This is a genomic window from Streptomyces sp. yr375 (assembly GCF_900110755.1).
Lineage (GTDB): Bacteria > Actinomycetota > Actinomycetes > Streptomycetales > Streptomycetaceae > Streptomyces.
Genome location: NZ_FOFF01000023.1, coordinates 1 through 14,629, shown reverse-complemented (window position 1 = coordinate 14,629; position 14,629 = coordinate 1). Strand labels below are relative to the sequence as shown.

General features: G+C 70.1%; 14 protein-coding genes and 1 pseudogene. 5 read left to right on the top strand and 10 right to left on the bottom strand.

Annotated features, from left to right (window positions below; all coding sequences use genetic code 11):
- Nucleotides 1-246: 246 nt before the first annotated feature.
- Nucleotides 247-708 carry an NUDIX hydrolase gene (locus BMZ82_RS22430; protein ID WP_177244607.1) on the top strand — a complete coding sequence of 154 codons (462 nt, stop codon included), beginning with the start codon at nt 247-249 and terminating at the stop codon, nt 706-708.
- 166 nt (nt 709-874) lie between these two features.
- Nucleotides 875-2,056 (top strand): glycosyltransferase, encoded by a 1,182-nt coding sequence (locus tag BMZ82_RS22425; protein WP_093778544.1) that lies wholly within the window; start codon nt 875-877, stop codon nt 2,054-2,056.
- Here the strand turns inward: BMZ82_RS22425 and BMZ82_RS22420 are convergent.
- Both BMZ82_RS22420 and BMZ82_RS22415 read right to left on the bottom strand, forming a co-directional pair.
- Entirely contained in the window at nt 2,034-2,291 is a 258-nt protein-coding gene (locus tag BMZ82_RS22420; protein ID WP_093778542.1) for a DUF397 domain-containing protein, read from the bottom strand. The two genes, BMZ82_RS22425 and BMZ82_RS22420, sit on opposite strands and share 23 nt — an antisense overlap.
- 3 nt (nt 2,292-2,294) lie before the next feature.
- Nucleotides 2,295-3,176: a helix-turn-helix domain-containing protein gene (locus BMZ82_RS22415; protein WP_093778541.1), complete on the bottom strand. Its 882-nt coding sequence runs from the start codon at nt 3,174-3,176 to the stop codon at nt 2,295-2,297.
- A 201-nt stretch (nt 3,177-3,377) separates the two neighbouring features.
- On the opposite strand from BMZ82_RS22415, the gene BMZ82_RS22410 reads away from it, so the two are divergent.
- A complete protein-coding gene (locus tag BMZ82_RS22410; protein ID WP_256252049.1) occupies nt 3,378-3,782 on the top strand; it encodes an ATP-binding protein in 405 nt (134 codons plus the stop codon).
- Here BMZ82_RS22410 and BMZ82_RS22405 read toward each other — a convergent pair.
- The 3 genes from BMZ82_RS22405 to pepN form a co-directional block, all read right to left on the bottom strand.
- The gene (locus BMZ82_RS22405; RefSeq protein ID WP_093778537.1) at nt 3,769-4,998 is read right to left on the bottom strand and encodes a hypothetical protein; all 1,230 of its coding nucleotides are present in this window, start codon (nt 4,996-4,998) and stop codon (nt 3,769-3,771) included. The two genes, BMZ82_RS22410 and BMZ82_RS22405, sit on opposite strands and share 14 nt — an antisense overlap.
- Nucleotides 4,999-5,112: 114 nt before the next feature.
- Complete coding sequence (locus BMZ82_RS22400; RefSeq protein ID WP_093778535.1) at nt 5,113-6,171, bottom strand: hypothetical protein; 1,059 nt, start codon at nt 6,169-6,171, stop codon at nt 5,113-5,115.
- 216 nt (nt 6,172-6,387) lie between these two features.
- Nucleotides 6,388-8,955, bottom strand: a complete 2,568-nt coding sequence (pepN, locus tag BMZ82_RS22395) for an aminopeptidase N (protein ID WP_093778533.1) — start codon at nt 8,953-8,955, stop codon at nt 6,388-6,390.
- Nucleotides 8,956-9,103: 148 nt separating this feature from the next.
- On the opposite strand from pepN, the gene BMZ82_RS22390 reads away from it, so the two are divergent.
- Entirely contained in the window at nt 9,104-9,748 is a 645-nt protein-coding gene (locus tag BMZ82_RS22390; protein ID WP_093778531.1) for a mycothiol-dependent nitroreductase Rv2466c family protein, read from the top strand.
- Between the two features lie 57 nt (nt 9,749-9,805).
- Nucleotides 9,806-10,585: an SAM-dependent methyltransferase gene (locus BMZ82_RS22385; protein ID WP_093778529.1), complete on the top strand. Its 780-nt coding sequence runs from the start codon at nt 9,806-9,808 to the stop codon at nt 10,583-10,585.
- 36 nt (nt 10,586-10,621) lie between these two features.
- Here the strand turns inward: BMZ82_RS22385 and BMZ82_RS22380 are convergent, their stop codons facing one another.
- The 5 genes and pseudogenes from BMZ82_RS22380 to BMZ82_RS22360 all read right to left on the bottom strand — a co-directional run.
- On the bottom strand, nt 10,622-10,870 hold the full coding sequence (locus tag BMZ82_RS22380) for a hypothetical protein (RefSeq protein WP_143098892.1): 249 nt from the start codon (nt 10,868-10,870) through the stop codon (nt 10,622-10,624).
- Nucleotides 10,871-11,031: 161 nt separating this feature from the next.
- Nucleotides 11,032-11,673 (bottom strand): superoxide dismutase, encoded by a 642-nt coding sequence (locus tag BMZ82_RS22375; protein ID WP_093778525.1) that lies wholly within the window; start codon nt 11,671-11,673, stop codon nt 11,032-11,034.
- Nucleotides 11,674-11,816: 143 nt separating this feature from the next.
- Nucleotides 11,817-13,199: an amino acid permease gene (locus tag BMZ82_RS22370; RefSeq protein WP_093778523.1), complete on the bottom strand. Its 1,383-nt coding sequence runs from the start codon at nt 13,197-13,199 to the stop codon at nt 11,817-11,819.
- Between the two features lie 112 nt (nt 13,200-13,311).
- Nucleotides 13,312-14,217 (bottom strand): TauD/TfdA dioxygenase family protein, encoded by a 906-nt coding sequence (locus BMZ82_RS22365; protein WP_093778521.1) that lies wholly within the window; start codon nt 14,215-14,217, stop codon nt 13,312-13,314.
- 14 nt (nt 14,218-14,231) lie between these two features.
- Nucleotides 14,232-14,629 (bottom strand): annotated as a pseudogene (locus BMZ82_RS22360) (LLM class flavin-dependent oxidoreductase); the annotation flags it as partial.

Sequence of the window (14,629 nt, the reverse complement as noted above, 5' to 3'; positions counted from 1 at the left end):
TAGGTAAAGGAACGAGCAGCACATGATCAGTACGTTCCTGCCTGATCACGGTCGTCCGGAATGCGATCCCGGATGACCGCAAAGCTTTACCTAAGGGACCGCTGTTTGGGGAGAGTTGACCGAATCGATATGGACGGATGGGGAAAACCCTCTACGAACCCCCTGTGTGAAGACGGTGTGTTTGTTGTGCCGATTGTGCGGGTTTTCCGCTCTCCCGATCGGCCTCGGAACGGCTAACGTCCCTGTATGCGCACGAAGTTGAGGGTGGCGGCCTACGCCGTATGTGTCCGCGACGACCGGATTCTGCTCGCCCGCTCACCCGCCCCCGGCGGCACCTACGAGTGGGTGCTGCCCGGCGGTGGCATGGAACACGGGGAGGATCCGCTCGACACGGTCGTCCGCGAACTGGACGAGGAGACCGGCTACCGCGTCGAGCCGACCGGCCTCCTGGGCGTCGACTCCGCCCGCCACACCTTCCCCCGCGAGGGCCTGCGCGGCCCCCGCGACCACCACGCCCTCCGCATCGTCTACGAAGCCCGGATCGTCGGCGGCGCACTGCGCAACGAGGTGAACGGCTCCACCGACCTGGCCGCCTGGCACGACCTGACCGCGCTGCCCGCCACCCGCATCCGCCTGGTCGACGTGGCCCTGACACTGTGGCGCGACCGCCCCGCGAACGGCCGGGTGCACGTGCCGCCGAGGCTGTGACCCGCACGTCACGCAGCATGCGCGGACATGTGACGCCGCGTTCATCCATGCGAAACGTCCGTACCGCCTCATATCGGCTAACCCGCACTTCACGGGGATGGCTTGATATCGGTGCAAGGCGGGTGATCGTATGCGCAATGGCGTGCGCAGGGGCAACGGACTGCGGGTGCTCTCGGTCTACGAGGGGTTCTTCTCCGGAGGGGCCCGGATCGTGCACAGCGATGTGGTGCTGGGGCTGCGCGAAGGCGGCCAGCACCACCGGGTGCTGAGCATTCACGGCGAGGTGCACCGCGAGGCCACCCGCCAGCGCATGGAGGACGACGCCTGCTACCGCAAGCTGACGGCGGCCGAGGTGGGAGTGACCTCCCTCGGCCGTACGTTCGGCACGGGGGGTACGGATCCGGCCGTCTTCACTGGCCCCGAGCTGGCCGATACCGCGCGGGCGACGGCCGACGCGGACGTCATCCTCTCCCTCAAGGAGCAGCCCCTCGCCCTGCTGCGCCAGGCGGGCCTGCCGCGCCGCCCGGTCGTGGTCGGCCTGCACCGCTCCGACCCCGAGAACCAGGGCCGCGCCCTCGACGATCTCAAGGCCGCGATCGCCGACGGCACGGTCGCGGCGGCGGTGTGCTGCGCGGAGTCGACGAGGGCGGCGTACGAGGCGGCGGGCGTCCCGTCCGCCCTGCTGCACGTGATCCCCAACGGCGTCGACCTGATCCGCTTCCGCCCCGACGCGGCCCGCAGACTGACCCTGCGCACGTCCCTGAACATCTCGCCCACCGCCCCGGTGATCGTCTTCGCCGCCCGCTACGACGGCATGAAGAACGTCCCCCTGTTCCTGGCGGCGGCCAGGGCGTGGCTGGACGCCGTACCGGACGGGCACGTCCTGATGTGCGGGGCGGGCATGACGGCGACGAACCCGGGCCTCGCGGGTGACATCACGGACGCGTTCGGCACGCCTGAGCCGGCGGGCCTGCACCGGCTCGGCGTCCGCCACGACATGGAGACGGTCTACGCCGCCGCCGACGTCGTCTCCCTCACCTCGGCGTGGGGCGAGGCGGCCCCGCTGTGCCTCATCGAGGGCATGATGTGCGGGGCCGTCCCGGTGACGACGGATGTCGGCGACAGCGCGGCGATCGTGGCGGGCCACGGCCTGGTCACCCCGCCGGACCCGCACGCGATCGCCGCCGCCTGGCGCACGGCGGTGACGGACCGGGCGTCGTACGCCCAGGCCCTCACCGCGAGCCGCGAACGCTTCAGCAGGACGCGGATGATCGCGTCCTACGCGGCCCTGATCGACCGCGTCTACGCGGGTGCCCCGCTGACCCTCACATCTCCGGAAGAGAACTGAGGAACTCCGCCCAGGCGGGCGAGGGGAGGAGGAGGGCGGGGCCGGCGGGGTTCTTGGAGTCACGGATCGCGATGCCGGGCGCGACGGCGGCGACTTCCACGCAGTTCTGGGTCGCGTCGCTGTAGGAGGACTTGATCCAGGCTGCTTCTACGCAGTTCTGGCCCGGGTCGCTGTACGAAGACTTGAACCAGGCGTGCTCAGGGGCGAGTTCGGGTGCGGTCGGACGCGGGGGCATGGGCTACAGCTCTCGTTTCAGTCGGTGCAGGAAGTCGGGCGTGTCCTCAGGCGGCAGCGCCGATGCCGCCATCGCGTTGAACCGGCGGTGGAACCTGTCCACTTCACCTGGCTTGTCCGAGCTGGACACGGACCCCCAGGCGCTGTCGGTCTGTACACGAGGCGGCAGTTCGGTGCCGAAGTCGAGGATGGCGAAGTCATTGGTCGAACGGTAGCTCCGACGGAAAGACAGCACCTGGATGGTGATGTGGTCCCAGCCGGACATCTCCTCGATCTTCGCGTACTGCTCGGCCATCACATCAAGGCCCCCGACCGGGTAGCGCAGTGCAGCCTCACCGAGGATGACGTGCAGCCTGACCGGATTCTCCCGGGTGAGCACTTCTTGGCGCTTCATGCGGAGCTCGACGCTGTTCCTGATGAACTCCGTGGTGTACTCCTCGATCGGCTTGTGCGACTCGTGCGTTGCCTGGGCGTAGGCCTTGGTCTGCAAGAGGCCGTAGACGACCGTCGGGTGATACGCCTTCATGGACCGTGCCTCGGGCTCCAGCCCGACGAAACCAGGCATCCCCGCAGGCATGAGCCCCCGGTACTGGGTCAGCCAATCCTGTTGGTTCGACTCCTTGTTGAGGTTGATCAGCGACTCGACGACCTCTTCGTCGGTCACCCCGTACTTGTTCAGCAGCTTGCGCAGGTCGCCGACGTTGCGGAAGTTGAGGGAGCCGGTTTCGATGCGCTGGAGGGACGCCTCCGAGATACGCAGTCCGACTACCGCCTGCTTGCGGGTGATCCCCGTTCCCTGATGACCGGCGTCGCAGTTCTCGCGCAATTGACGTAGCTGAAGCCCAAGTTCCAGTCGCTGGGCCGTGCGTCCGCGCTTCGCTGCCATGTGCGCTCCCTTACATTCGAGTGCGTTCAGTGAGATCTCGTACGCAGAGTGTGACATCGCCTGTGGCGCTCGCGCAGGCACTTGTGCAGATTCCTGCATAGTCCAATATCGCCGGTATTGAATATTCAAGGCATGTTCGATTGCGGCCACTCGGGTCAGCCGAAGAGGCTGATGGGGAGTCACGCACCGAAAGGACCCCCCATGCCCCCCACCCTCCTCGCCCCCGACTGGTCCATGGGTTACCCCATGACCCCCCGCACCGTTCGCCTCACCCGGCTCCATGTCCGCCGTCGGCTGACGATGTGGCTGTGGCCCGGTGACGTCGACGAAGCCGTGCTCGTGACGTCGGAGCTGGTCGCCAACGCCGTACGGCACGGCAGGGTCCCCGGTCACGAACTGTGGCTGCGGATCCACGAGTTGGAGGAGGACCGTGCGCTGAGCATCGAGGTGTCCGACCCGTTGCGCGCGTTCCCGGAGATCCAGGAGAACGCGACCGGCGACACCGGCCGAGGCCTCCTCGTCGTGTCGTCGATCGCCGCCGAACTGGACTGGTTCCCGCGTGCGGAGGTCGGCAAGACCGTCCGCGCCCGCCTCAACGGCAAGTAGCGCCGAGCAACGACGTGAGCGTCTCGGTGAAGGCGGCCCCCGAACGGTCGGCGTGCGCGCGAATCCGCGCCGCGACGGCATCCGCGCCGCCGCCTTCGACGAGCTGGACGAGCCGGTCCGCGCGGCGGGCGTGGGCCTCGTCGGTGTCGGGGAGGGTGGACAGATAGAAGTCCGCCGCGTCGTACGCCATGTGGAACACGTGCTTCTTCACGTCGCTCAGCGTCAGATAGTCGTCGTCGGTCGTCGGAACCGGTTCGGGCGCGCCGACGCACACCACCGGGGTGCCCGCGCCCCACGCGTTGACGCACAGGTGGTAGGTGTCGGTGATGACCAGCCGGTAGCGCGGGAGCACGCCCACCAGGTCGCCGACGGTGGGGTCGCCCGGGCGCTGCCCGATGTGGCCGACCTGGGCGGGGACGTCCCGGTCGAACCAGGGCAGCCACTCCAGCGGGGCCCCGAGCCGGTCGGACAGGCCCTGGCAGAAGTCGGGCAGCCAGGCGGGGATGGCGGTGCGCGCGCCGAGGAACACGCCGATCGCGCCGCCGTCCGGGACGTCCTGGGACCACGGTGTGGTCGGGAGATGACCGTCGAGGTCGCCGGGACGGGACAGCAGCGCCGCGTCCGAACCGAAGTACTCGGTGGTGAAGTCGCCCCGGAAGTGGGCGAGTTTGGCCGCCGAGAGCGGTTCGCGCATCCAGACGCGGTGGCTGCGCGTCATCAGACGGGAGAACAGCGGGCCGTACTCCTTGTCCTCGTAGTCGGACTGCGTGTTGTGCAGGATCGTGCCGCCGTAACTGACGGTCCGCGCGAGGAGTTCGTCCGGCTGGTCCGCCATCAGCAGGGTGCGGTTCAGCAGGGCGCGGGCGGCGTCGCGGTCGGCGGCGAAGCCGAAGTCGAGGAGGCGGTTGGTCGCGTCCTGGGCCAGGTAGTGGCGGGTGTGGAGGAAGTCGCCCCAGAAGACGACGGCGTCGTGGTCGCGGAGTTCGGCGAGGCGCTCGTCGGGCTGCTCGATCAACGACCGGAACCGGAACGGGAGTTCGGCGTCCCGCATCCCCGCACGCAGCGGCACGGTCTCCGGGGTGTGGAGGGTGTACCAGCTCGCGTCGATCTCGTCGCCCGTCCGCCGCCGCAGGGACTCGAAGGCGAGGTCGACGGTCAGCATTCCGGTGTTGCGGTACCCGATGTTGGGCGCGGTGACGACGGCGACGCGTGCCATGTGTGTCTTCCCCTAGCTGTGGCCGACCGGCTGTTCCCGACTGGCTGTTCCCGACTGGCTGTTCGGGCCAACGTACACATCGCCGTCGCGCTGCCCCCGGGTCCCCCTGCCGGGCTACCGGGGCAGCACCACGACGTACGCGGCCGGGTCCCGGTCGCCCGACGCCATCAGCGCCGTACGGACCACCGCAGCCTGCTGCTCCAGGGAGTCCCGCAGCTTCTTGGGGGTGATGTGGACGACCGTGATGCCCAGCCGCTCCAAGTGCTCGCGCTTGCGGGCGTATTCGGACCACAGGGCGTCCTCGTCCTGCCTCGGCGCCCGGGTGTCCAGCTCCACCGCGACCGCCTGCTCCGGCCAGTACGCGTCGAGACCGCCCAGGTGGGGGCCGCCGGGCAGGCGGAGGTCCACGTTCCACACCGGGTCGGGGAGGCCGTACTCGCAGACCATCGCGTACAGCCGGTCCTCCGCGATCGCGCGGCCCTCGGCGAGCAGCGAGTCCACCGCGTCGACCACGTGCGGGCGGGTCAGCAGCTTCGCGTCGTTCAACTCCCGTACCACCGCCGCCGGTTCGCAGTGACCGCCGCGCACCGCCTCCGACAGCAGCCGCCGCACCACCCCCGCGTCCGTCAGCTGCGCCACCGCGTCGGCCAGCGCGCGCGGCACCGGCGCGACCGGGATGCCGGTGGCCTGCTCGGGGGCCGGCAGGGCCGCCGTACGGACGATGTGCGCGCTGCCCGTCGAACGCAGCCGGCGCAGTCGCGGGACGAGGACGTCGATGTGCTCCAGGGACAGCAGCGGCGGCGCGGACGCCAGGCCGTGCAGGTTCAGGGCGGCCAGGCCCGTGATCATCGCGTCCTGGTACACCGGCCGGTGCGGTCCCCCCGCGCCCGGCTGGGCCGGCACGCCCGGCGCGGCCGTCTCGCGGGCCGCGTACATCAGCACCGCGTGCAGCCGCTCCTCGCTGGTCGGCGGCCCCGGGTGGAGCAGGTAGACGCCGGGCAGGAACTGCTGCCAGGGGCCGCCGGGACGGCACTGGTCGTTCGCCTCGGCCTGCGCGACGCCCTGGGCGCGGAGTTGGGCCGCCGTCGTGACGCGGCGCTGGACCTCGGACAGGTGGCGGACGGGGCGGGGGGACGCCGAGGGAACCTGGGGGAGCGGGGTGTTGGGGTTCATGCAACGGGGATTCCGCGCCCGGACGCCCTCATAACCGCTGTTACACGCCCGTCGACAAACCCGGACAAGCTCGCCCTAAAGGACGGGTGTTCGGATGCCGAGTAGGCACCGAAAACCCCTGGTCCCGATCGGGGGAGCCAGGGGTTACGGTTCCGATTGACTGAATTCCGTAACGGTGACCGTCAGCGGAATCCTTGGCCAAAGATCCCGGAGATTTTAAAGATTTTCGCGGCCTTGCGCCCGCAGCGCCCGCGCCAGGTCGTCCCGGGCCTCCAGCACCAGCCGCCGCAGCGCCGGCGGAGCCGACTCGTGCGCGGCCAGCCACGCGTCCGTCGCCGCCAGCGTCTGAGGGGAGTCCTGGAGCGCCGGGAACAGGCCCTTGACGACGTCCATCGCGATCTGGATGGACCGCTCGGCCCAGATCCGCTCGATCGACGCGAAGTAGTTCGCCGCGTACGGCGCGAGCAGTTCGCGCTGCGCGGGCTGGTCGAACCCGGCGATCGTCGCCTCCACCAGCGCGTTGGACAGCGCGTCCGACTCGATGAGCTGGGCCCACGCCTGCGCCTTGACCGCCGCCGAGGGGCGGGCGGCCAGGCAGCGGACCTGGTGCCGCTTGCCGGACGCCGTGTCGTCGCGGGCCAGTTCGGCCGCGAGGGCCTTCTCGTCGGCGAACCCGTGCGCGACCAGCGGCTCCAGGAACACCCAGCGCAACTCCTGGTCGACGTCCAGCCCCTCGACGGCGGACGTACCGTCCAACAGGCCCTGGAGCAGCTCGAAGTCGCCCGGGGCGGCGGCCGTCCGCGCGGCGAAGCGCGCCCACGCCAACTGGTGCTCGCTGCCCGGCTCGGCGCTGCGCAGCTCACGCCCGGCGCCCTCGGACAGCAGCGCGCCGACGCCCGGCCGCGCCTCCCCGGCCACGTAGTGCACCAGCGCCGACTCCGCCCACGCGTGCAGCATCTGGAGCACGCCGATGTCGGACTCGCGCCCCGCGAACCGCAGCACCAGGTCGACGAAGTCCCGCGCCGGCAGCAGCGCGTCCCGGGTCAGGTTCCACAGCGCCGACCAGCACAGGGCGCGGGCCAGCGGGTCGGTCATGTCGCCGAGGTGCTCGCGCAGGGTGTCCAGCGAGGTCTGGTCGAAGCGGATCTTGCAGTACGTCAGGTCGTCGTCGTTGACGAGCACCAGCTCCGGGGCCGCCTCACCGGCCAGCCCGGTCACGACCGTACGCGGACCGTCGACGTCCGCCTCGGCGCGCGCGTACCGCACGAGACGGCCCTCTTCGAGCCGGTAGAGGCCGATCGCGACGCGGTGCGGGCGCAGTTCCGGATGCGACTCGGCGGCCTCCTGAAGGACCGTCAGCTCGTTGATACGACCTTCCGCGTCCAGCAGCACCTGCGGGGTCAGGGAGTTCACGCCGGCCGTCTGGAGCCAGGACCGCGCCCACGCGGCCATGTCCCGGCCGCTGGTCTCGCCGAGCACCGACAGCAGGTCGCCGAGGCGCGTGTTCCCGTACGCGTGCCGCTTGAAGTAGCGCCGCGCGCCCTCCAGGAACGCGTCCTGCCCGACGTACGCCACCAACTGCTTGAGCACGCTGGCACCCTTGGCGTAGGTGATGCCGTCGAAGTTGAGCTTGGCGTCCTGGAGGTCGCGGATGTCGGCCGTGACCGGGTGGGTGGACGGAAGCTGGTCGGCGCGGTACGCCCACGCCTTGCGGCGGTTGGCGAAGGTGATCCACGCGTCGGTGAAGCGCGTCGCGCCGACGTTCGCGAAGGTGCCCATGAAGTCGGCGAAGGACTCCTTGAGCCACAGGTCGTCCCACCACTCCATGGTGACCAGGTCGCCGAACCACATGTGCGCCATCTCGTGCAGGATGACGTTGGCCCGGCCCTCGTACGCGACCCGCGTCACCTTGCCCCGGAAGATCAGCTCCTCGCGGAAGGTCACCAGACCCGGGTTCTCCATCGCCCCGAGGTTGTACTCGGGGACGAACGCCTGGTCGTACTTCCCGAAGGGGTACGGGTAGTCGAAGTGGTCGTGGAAGAAGTCCAGGCCCTGCTTGGTGATCAGGAAGACGTCGTCGGCCTCGAAGTAGGGGGCCAGACCCTTGCGGCACATCGCGCCGAGGGGGATCTCCAGCGTCGTACCGTCACCGAGGTCGCGCGTGTAGGAGTCCGTCACGTAGTGGTACGGGCCGGCCACGACGCACGTGATGTACGTCGAGATCGGCTTCGTCTCCGCGAACCGCCACAGGTCGCCGGAGGGTGTGCCGACGCCGTTGCTCCAGACCGTCCACCCCTCGGGGGCGCGCACCTCGAAGCGGAACGGGGCCTTGAGGTCGGGCTGCTCGAAGTCCGCGAACACGCGCCGCGCGTCGGCCGGCTCGTACTGCGTGTACAGGTACACCTCGCCGTCCTCCGGGTCGACGAAGCGGTGCAGACCCTCGCCGGTGCGGGAGTAGGCGCACTGCGCGTCGACGACCAGCTCGTTCTCCGCCGCCAGGTCGTCCAGGCGGATCCGGACGCCGTCGAAGACCTCGCCGGGGTCGAGATCCCGGCCGTTGAGGGAGACGGACGTCACACTCGGCGCGATCAGGTCCGCGAAGCTCGACGCGCCGGGCTCGGCGCAGCGGAAGCGGACCGTGGTGACCGAGCGGAAGGTGCGCGGCCCGTCCCCGCCCGGGTCGCCCACGGCCGACCGTACGTCGAGTGACACGTCGTACCCGTCGACGGACAGCAGGGCGGCCCGCTCCCGGGCCTCGTCGCGGGACAGGTTCTCACCGGGCACAGGCGGTACTCCCTCTGAACAGGATGCGGATGAACAGGGTGCGGATGAACAGCAGCGATCCTGCCACGCGCCCGTCGGGCCCGGCGGCGGGAATGACGGGCACCGGCGGCGGTGTTCAGTGGGGAAAGACTTCCCGTTGAGGAGAGACATGTCGGAGAAGACCCCCGTCGACTTCTGGTTCGACCCGCTCTGCCCCTGGGCCTGGATGACCTCCCGCTGGGTCCTGGAAGTGGAGAAGGTCCGCGACATCGAGGTGCGCTGGCACATCATGAGCCTCGCCGTCCTCAACGAGAACAAGCTCGACGAGCTGCCCGAGCAGTACCGCGAGATGCTCGCGGTCAAGGCCTGGCAGCCGGTCCGCGTGGTCACCGCCGCCTGGCAGTTGCACGGCGCCGAGGTCCTCGGCCCGCTCTACACCGCGCTCGGCACCCGCATCCACAACAACGGCGAGGGCCCGACCGTGGAGGCCATCGCGGGCGCGCTGAAGGACGTCGGTCTGCCCGCGTCCCTCATCGAGTACGCCGAGCAGTCCGACTTCGAGTTCGACGCCCAACTGCGCGCCTCCCACAAGGAGGGCATCGAGAAGGTCGGCCAGGACGTCGGCACCCCCGTCATCGCCGTCCCCGGCGCCGACGGCGAGCAGATCGCCTTCTTCGGCCCCGTCGTCACCCCCACCCCCAAGGGCGACGAGGCCGCGCGCCTGTGGGACGGCACCCTCGCCGTCGCCTCGGTCCCCGGTTTCTACGAGATCAAGCGCACCCGAACCCAGGGCCCCGACTTCAGCAATCTGTAACGACTTCTGCGCCGCACAGCCCCCGCGAGCCGCCCTCGCGGGGGCACCATGGTTCCCATGACGAAGATCGACACCTCGGTGCCGCATTCGGCCCGCATCTGGAACTACTGGCTGGGCGGCAAGGACAACTACCCGGTGGACGAGGCGGCCGGCAACGCCTACACGGCCGTCTTCCCCGGCATCGTCACCGTCGCGCGCGGCAGCCGCGCCTTCCTCGGCCGCAGCATCCGGTACCTGGTCGAGGAGGCGGGCGTCCGCCAGTTCCTCGACGTCGGCACCGGCCTGCCCACGGTCGACAACACCCACGAGGTCGCCCAGCGCCTCGCCCCCGAGTCCCGGATCGTGTACGTCGACAACGACCCGCTGGTCCTGGCCCACGCCCGCGCCCTGCTCACCTCCACCCCCGAGGGCGTGACGGCGTACGAGGACCTGAGCCTCTACGCCCCCGACAGCATCCTCGAGGCGGCGGGCCGGACCCTGGACCTCGACCGCCCGACCGCCCTGATCCTCAGCGGCATCCTCGGCCACGTCGACGGCTACGACCGCGCCCGCGACCTCGTACAGGCCCTCCTGTCCGGCCTCCCCGCCGGCAGCTACCTCTCGATCAACGACGGCTCCCGAGGCACCGACCCCGCCTACGAAGCAGCCCAGGACGCCTACAACGAAACCGGCGCGGTCCCGTACTTCCTACGCCCGGTCACCCAGATCGAGGGCTACTTCGACGGCCTGGACCTGGTCGACCCGGGCATCGTCTCGGTCCCCCTGTGGCGCCCGACCAAGGACACGGCCACCCCGACCCCGATCGGCCAGCACGGGGGGCTGGGGCGCAAGGTCTGACCGCACGAGAACCTCGCGGGACTACGTGTCCGGCGGCTATGACGGCGACGGCGGGGGCGGTGGCGGAGGCGGAGGCGTTCGGAACTGTTCCGGGAGGTCGAAGCCGGAGCGCCAGTTGAAGTAGGACTGGACCCGTACGCAGCCCTCGCGGGTGCAGCGGCGGTACTTGGCGAGATCGGCGCGCTCCACCCGTGTCAGGGCGAAGGCCGTCTCGTCGCCGTGCAGCGGTCGGAAGCCCTGGTCGGTGTCCCCGCAGTTGGGGCACCGCCTCGTCGGAAGACCCATGCGGGCCACTGTCGCCCGCGACGCGCGTCGAAGGGAAGCCTCCGCGCCGCACACACGGGAGCGGCCCCGCGAGTCAGGTCCTCGCGAGGCCGTTCCGTCCTTCCGCCCGCCGCCGTGAAGGGTGAGAAGACGATCACGAGGCAGGACGCTTTTTTTGTTGCTCAGGGAGCGAGCAGGAGCACATCCGCGCGGGACGCCGCCGCCGCGTAACGCCGGGCCACGTCCTGCCAGTTGACGACGGCCCACATCGCGTCGATGAAGTCGACCTTCTGGTTGCGGTACTGGAGGTAGAAGGCGTGCTCCCAGGCGTCGAAGACGAGGATCGGCACGGAGCCCTGGCCGACGTTGCCCTGGTGGTCGTAGACCTGCTCGACGATGAGGTGGCCGCTGAGCGGCTCGTAGGCGAGGACGCCCCAGCCCGAGCCCTGGGTGGTGGCTGCGGCCTTGGTCAACTGGGCCTTGAAGTTCGCGAAGGAGCCGAAGGACTCGGTGATCGCGTCCGCCAACTCGCCGACGCCGTCCGCCGCGAGGGGCTCGCCGCCGCCGTCGCCGGTCATGTTGTGCCAGTAGATCGAGTGCAGGACGTGCCCGGAGAGATGGAACGCGAGGTTCTTCTCCAGCCCGTTGATCGATCCCCACGACTCCTTGTCCCGCGCCTCCGCGAGCTGCTCCAGCGTGTCGTTGGCGCCCTTCACATAGGCCGCGTGGTGCTTGTCGTGGTGCAGCTCGATGATCTCCGGGCTGATCACGGGGGCGAGCGCGGCGTAGTCGTAGGGCAGTTCGGGCAGCGTGTAGACGGGCATGCGGGGTCCCCTCAACCTCTTATTGCAAGCTACTTGCAAGTGCAGGTTAGCAACAAGAGTGGGTGTGGGGGCAACAAGTAGGCCCTCACGTGTTCTTGCACGTGAGGGCCTACCGGGGAAGGGGGGGAGGGGGGAAGGGCGGGTCAGGTCGTGGAGCGCTTCCGCTGCCAGGCGTATCCGACCGCCGCCAGGAACGCCGTCATGCCGCCTGACCAGTACAACTGCACGCGCGTGCCCGGCTCGCGGGCCATCAGGACGAGGATCGCGAGCATGCCGGCCAGCGCGACCCACGTCAGCACGGGGAACGCCCACATCCGTACGACGAGCTTCTCCGGCGACTCCCGTTCCAGGCGGCGGCGCAGCCGCAACTGGGAGAGCGCGATGAAGATCCAGGCGACCAGGATCACCGCGCCGATCATGTTCAGCAGCCACGGGAAGACGTCGTCCGGCCGCCAGTAGCTGAGCACCACGCACACGAAGCCGAAGACGCACGACGCGAGCACCGCGACGCGGGGCGCGCCGCCCGACACCCGGCCCAGCGCCCTCGGCGCGTGACCCCGCTCGACCAGCGAGTGCACCATGCGCGAGGCGCCGTAGATGTTGGCGTTCATGGCGCTGAGCAGCGCGACCAGCACGACCACGTTCATCACCTGGCCGGCGCCCGGGATGCCGAGGTGGTCGAGGGCGGCGACGTACGGGCCCTTCTCGACGACCGCCGCCGAGTCCCACGGCACGAGGGTGACGATGACGGCCATCGAGCCGATGTAGAACAGCGCGATGCGCCACATCGCCGTACGGACCGCGCTCGCCACGCCCTTGACCGGGTCCTCGGACTCGGCGGCGGCGATGGTGACCGTCTCCAGGCCGCCGTACGAGAAGACCGAGGCGAGCAGGCCGACGACCAGGCCCTCGCTGCCGTGCGGGAGGAGGCTGCCCAGGTTCGACGTCCCCGGCGCGTCCGTGCCCGGCAGGACGCCGACGATGGCCAGCACGCCCAGCAGCAGGAACAGGGTGATCGCCCCGACCTTGAGGGCCGCGAACCAGAACTCGAACTCGCCGAAGTTCTTCACGGCGGCCAGGTTCGCCCCGCAGAACAGGAGCATGAACAGGGCCACCCAGGCCCACTCGGGCGTGCCCGGCAGCCAGCCCGTGACGATCTTCGCGGCGCCGATGCCCTCCAGGCCGACGGCCGTGCACAGCAGGACCCAGAAGGCCCAGCCCACGGTGAAGCCCGCCCAGGGCCCGAACGCCCGCTCGGCATGCGCCGAGAACGAGCCCGACGAGGGATGCGCGGCCGACATCTCGCCCAGCATCCGCATCACCAGCATCACGAGGAGGCCGGAGACGGTGTAGGCGAGGACGATCGACGGCCCGGCGGCGGCGATGCCCGCCCCCGAACCGACGAAGAGACCCGCGCCGATGACGCCGCCGAGGGCGATCATCGACAGATGGCGCTGCTTGAGGCCGTGGGTGAGAGGGGCGACGGCGTCCTCGTGAGACGTCTCCGCCTTGGCGGTGTTGGGCATGGGTGCGGCTCGTCCAATGCGTGAGATGGACAAAAACGCACACAGTCTGGGCAGTCCCGCCGGGTGAGCGGGGGACTGCCCACTATCTGGACTGTTCGGATACGGAGAGTGCCTACGCCGCTACGGCTGCGGCTACGGGGGTGTAGTGCGCCGCATCCCCCTCGATCGAGTAGCTCTCCTTGCCCTCGACGCCGACCGGTACGTCCCCGGCGACGGTCACCCGGTTCAGGCGGCGCGGCAGCTTGTCGTAGTTGTCGACGGCGTAGTGCTGGGTGATGCGGTTGTCGAACAGCACGAGCTGGTTCGGCGACCAGCGGTGCCGCAGGATGTTCTCCGGCCGCACGACGTACGACTGGAGCAGTTCGAGGACCTTGCGGGACTCGCCGACCGACAGCCCCACGACGCGCTGCGCGAACCCGCCGATGAACAGGCCGCGTTCACCGGTCAGCGGATGCACGCGGACGACCGGGTGGGCGGTGCGGAACTTGATGGACGTGAACCGGGCGCGCTGCGCGGCCCGTTCCTCGTCGATCTCCTCCGCCGGCACCGCGTAGTCGTAGTCGTTGGTGTGCTCGGCCCACAGGGAGTCCGCCAACGTGCGCAACGGCTGCGGCAGTTGGCGGTAGGCGGCGGCCGAGTTGGCGATCAGGGTCTCGCCGCCGTACGGCGGGAGCGTGATGCTGCGCAGGGTGCTGGCCTGCGGCGGGTTGAGGACGAACGTCACGTCGGTGTGCCACTGGTTGGCGACGCCCCGCTCGCTGTCGACGGGCAGCACGTTCGGGGCGCCCTCGACGGCGGCGACCGTCGGGTGGGCGCTGGTGAGGTCGCCGAAGTGCCGGGCGAAGGCCTGCTGGCCCACGTCGTCGAGCCGCACGTCGTCGAAGACGAGCGCCTTGTGGACGTTCAGCGCCTCACGGAGAGCGGCGACGGTCTCCCCGTCGAGGGGCTGGGAGATGTCCACACCGGAGACGTGCGCACCGATATGGGCGGTGACCTTGCGGATGTCGAGGGTGCTCATAGGGAGCCGTCCTTTCAGACGAAGGCGGGGATGGGGGCGGAGGTGGCTTCTACGGGGGTGACGTACTGGTTGGCGGGGCGGGGGAGGCCGTAGCGGTCCCGGAGGGTCTGGCGGGGGCCGTACTCGGTGCGCAGCAGGCCACGGGCGCGCAGGAGCGGGACGACGTGGTCGACGAAGGCGTCGAGCCCGGAGGGCAGCACGGCGGGCATGATGTTGAAACCGTCGGCGGCGTCCTGCGTGAACCAGGTCTCGATCGCGTCGGCGACCTGCTCGGGCGTGCCCGCGAAGGTGAGGTGCCCGCGCCCGCCGCCCAGCCGCCCGATGAGTTGCCGCACGGTGAGACGCTCACGCCGGGCCAGTTCCACCACCAGGGTGTAGCGGCTCTTGGCACCCTCGATGGCGTCCTCGGGGG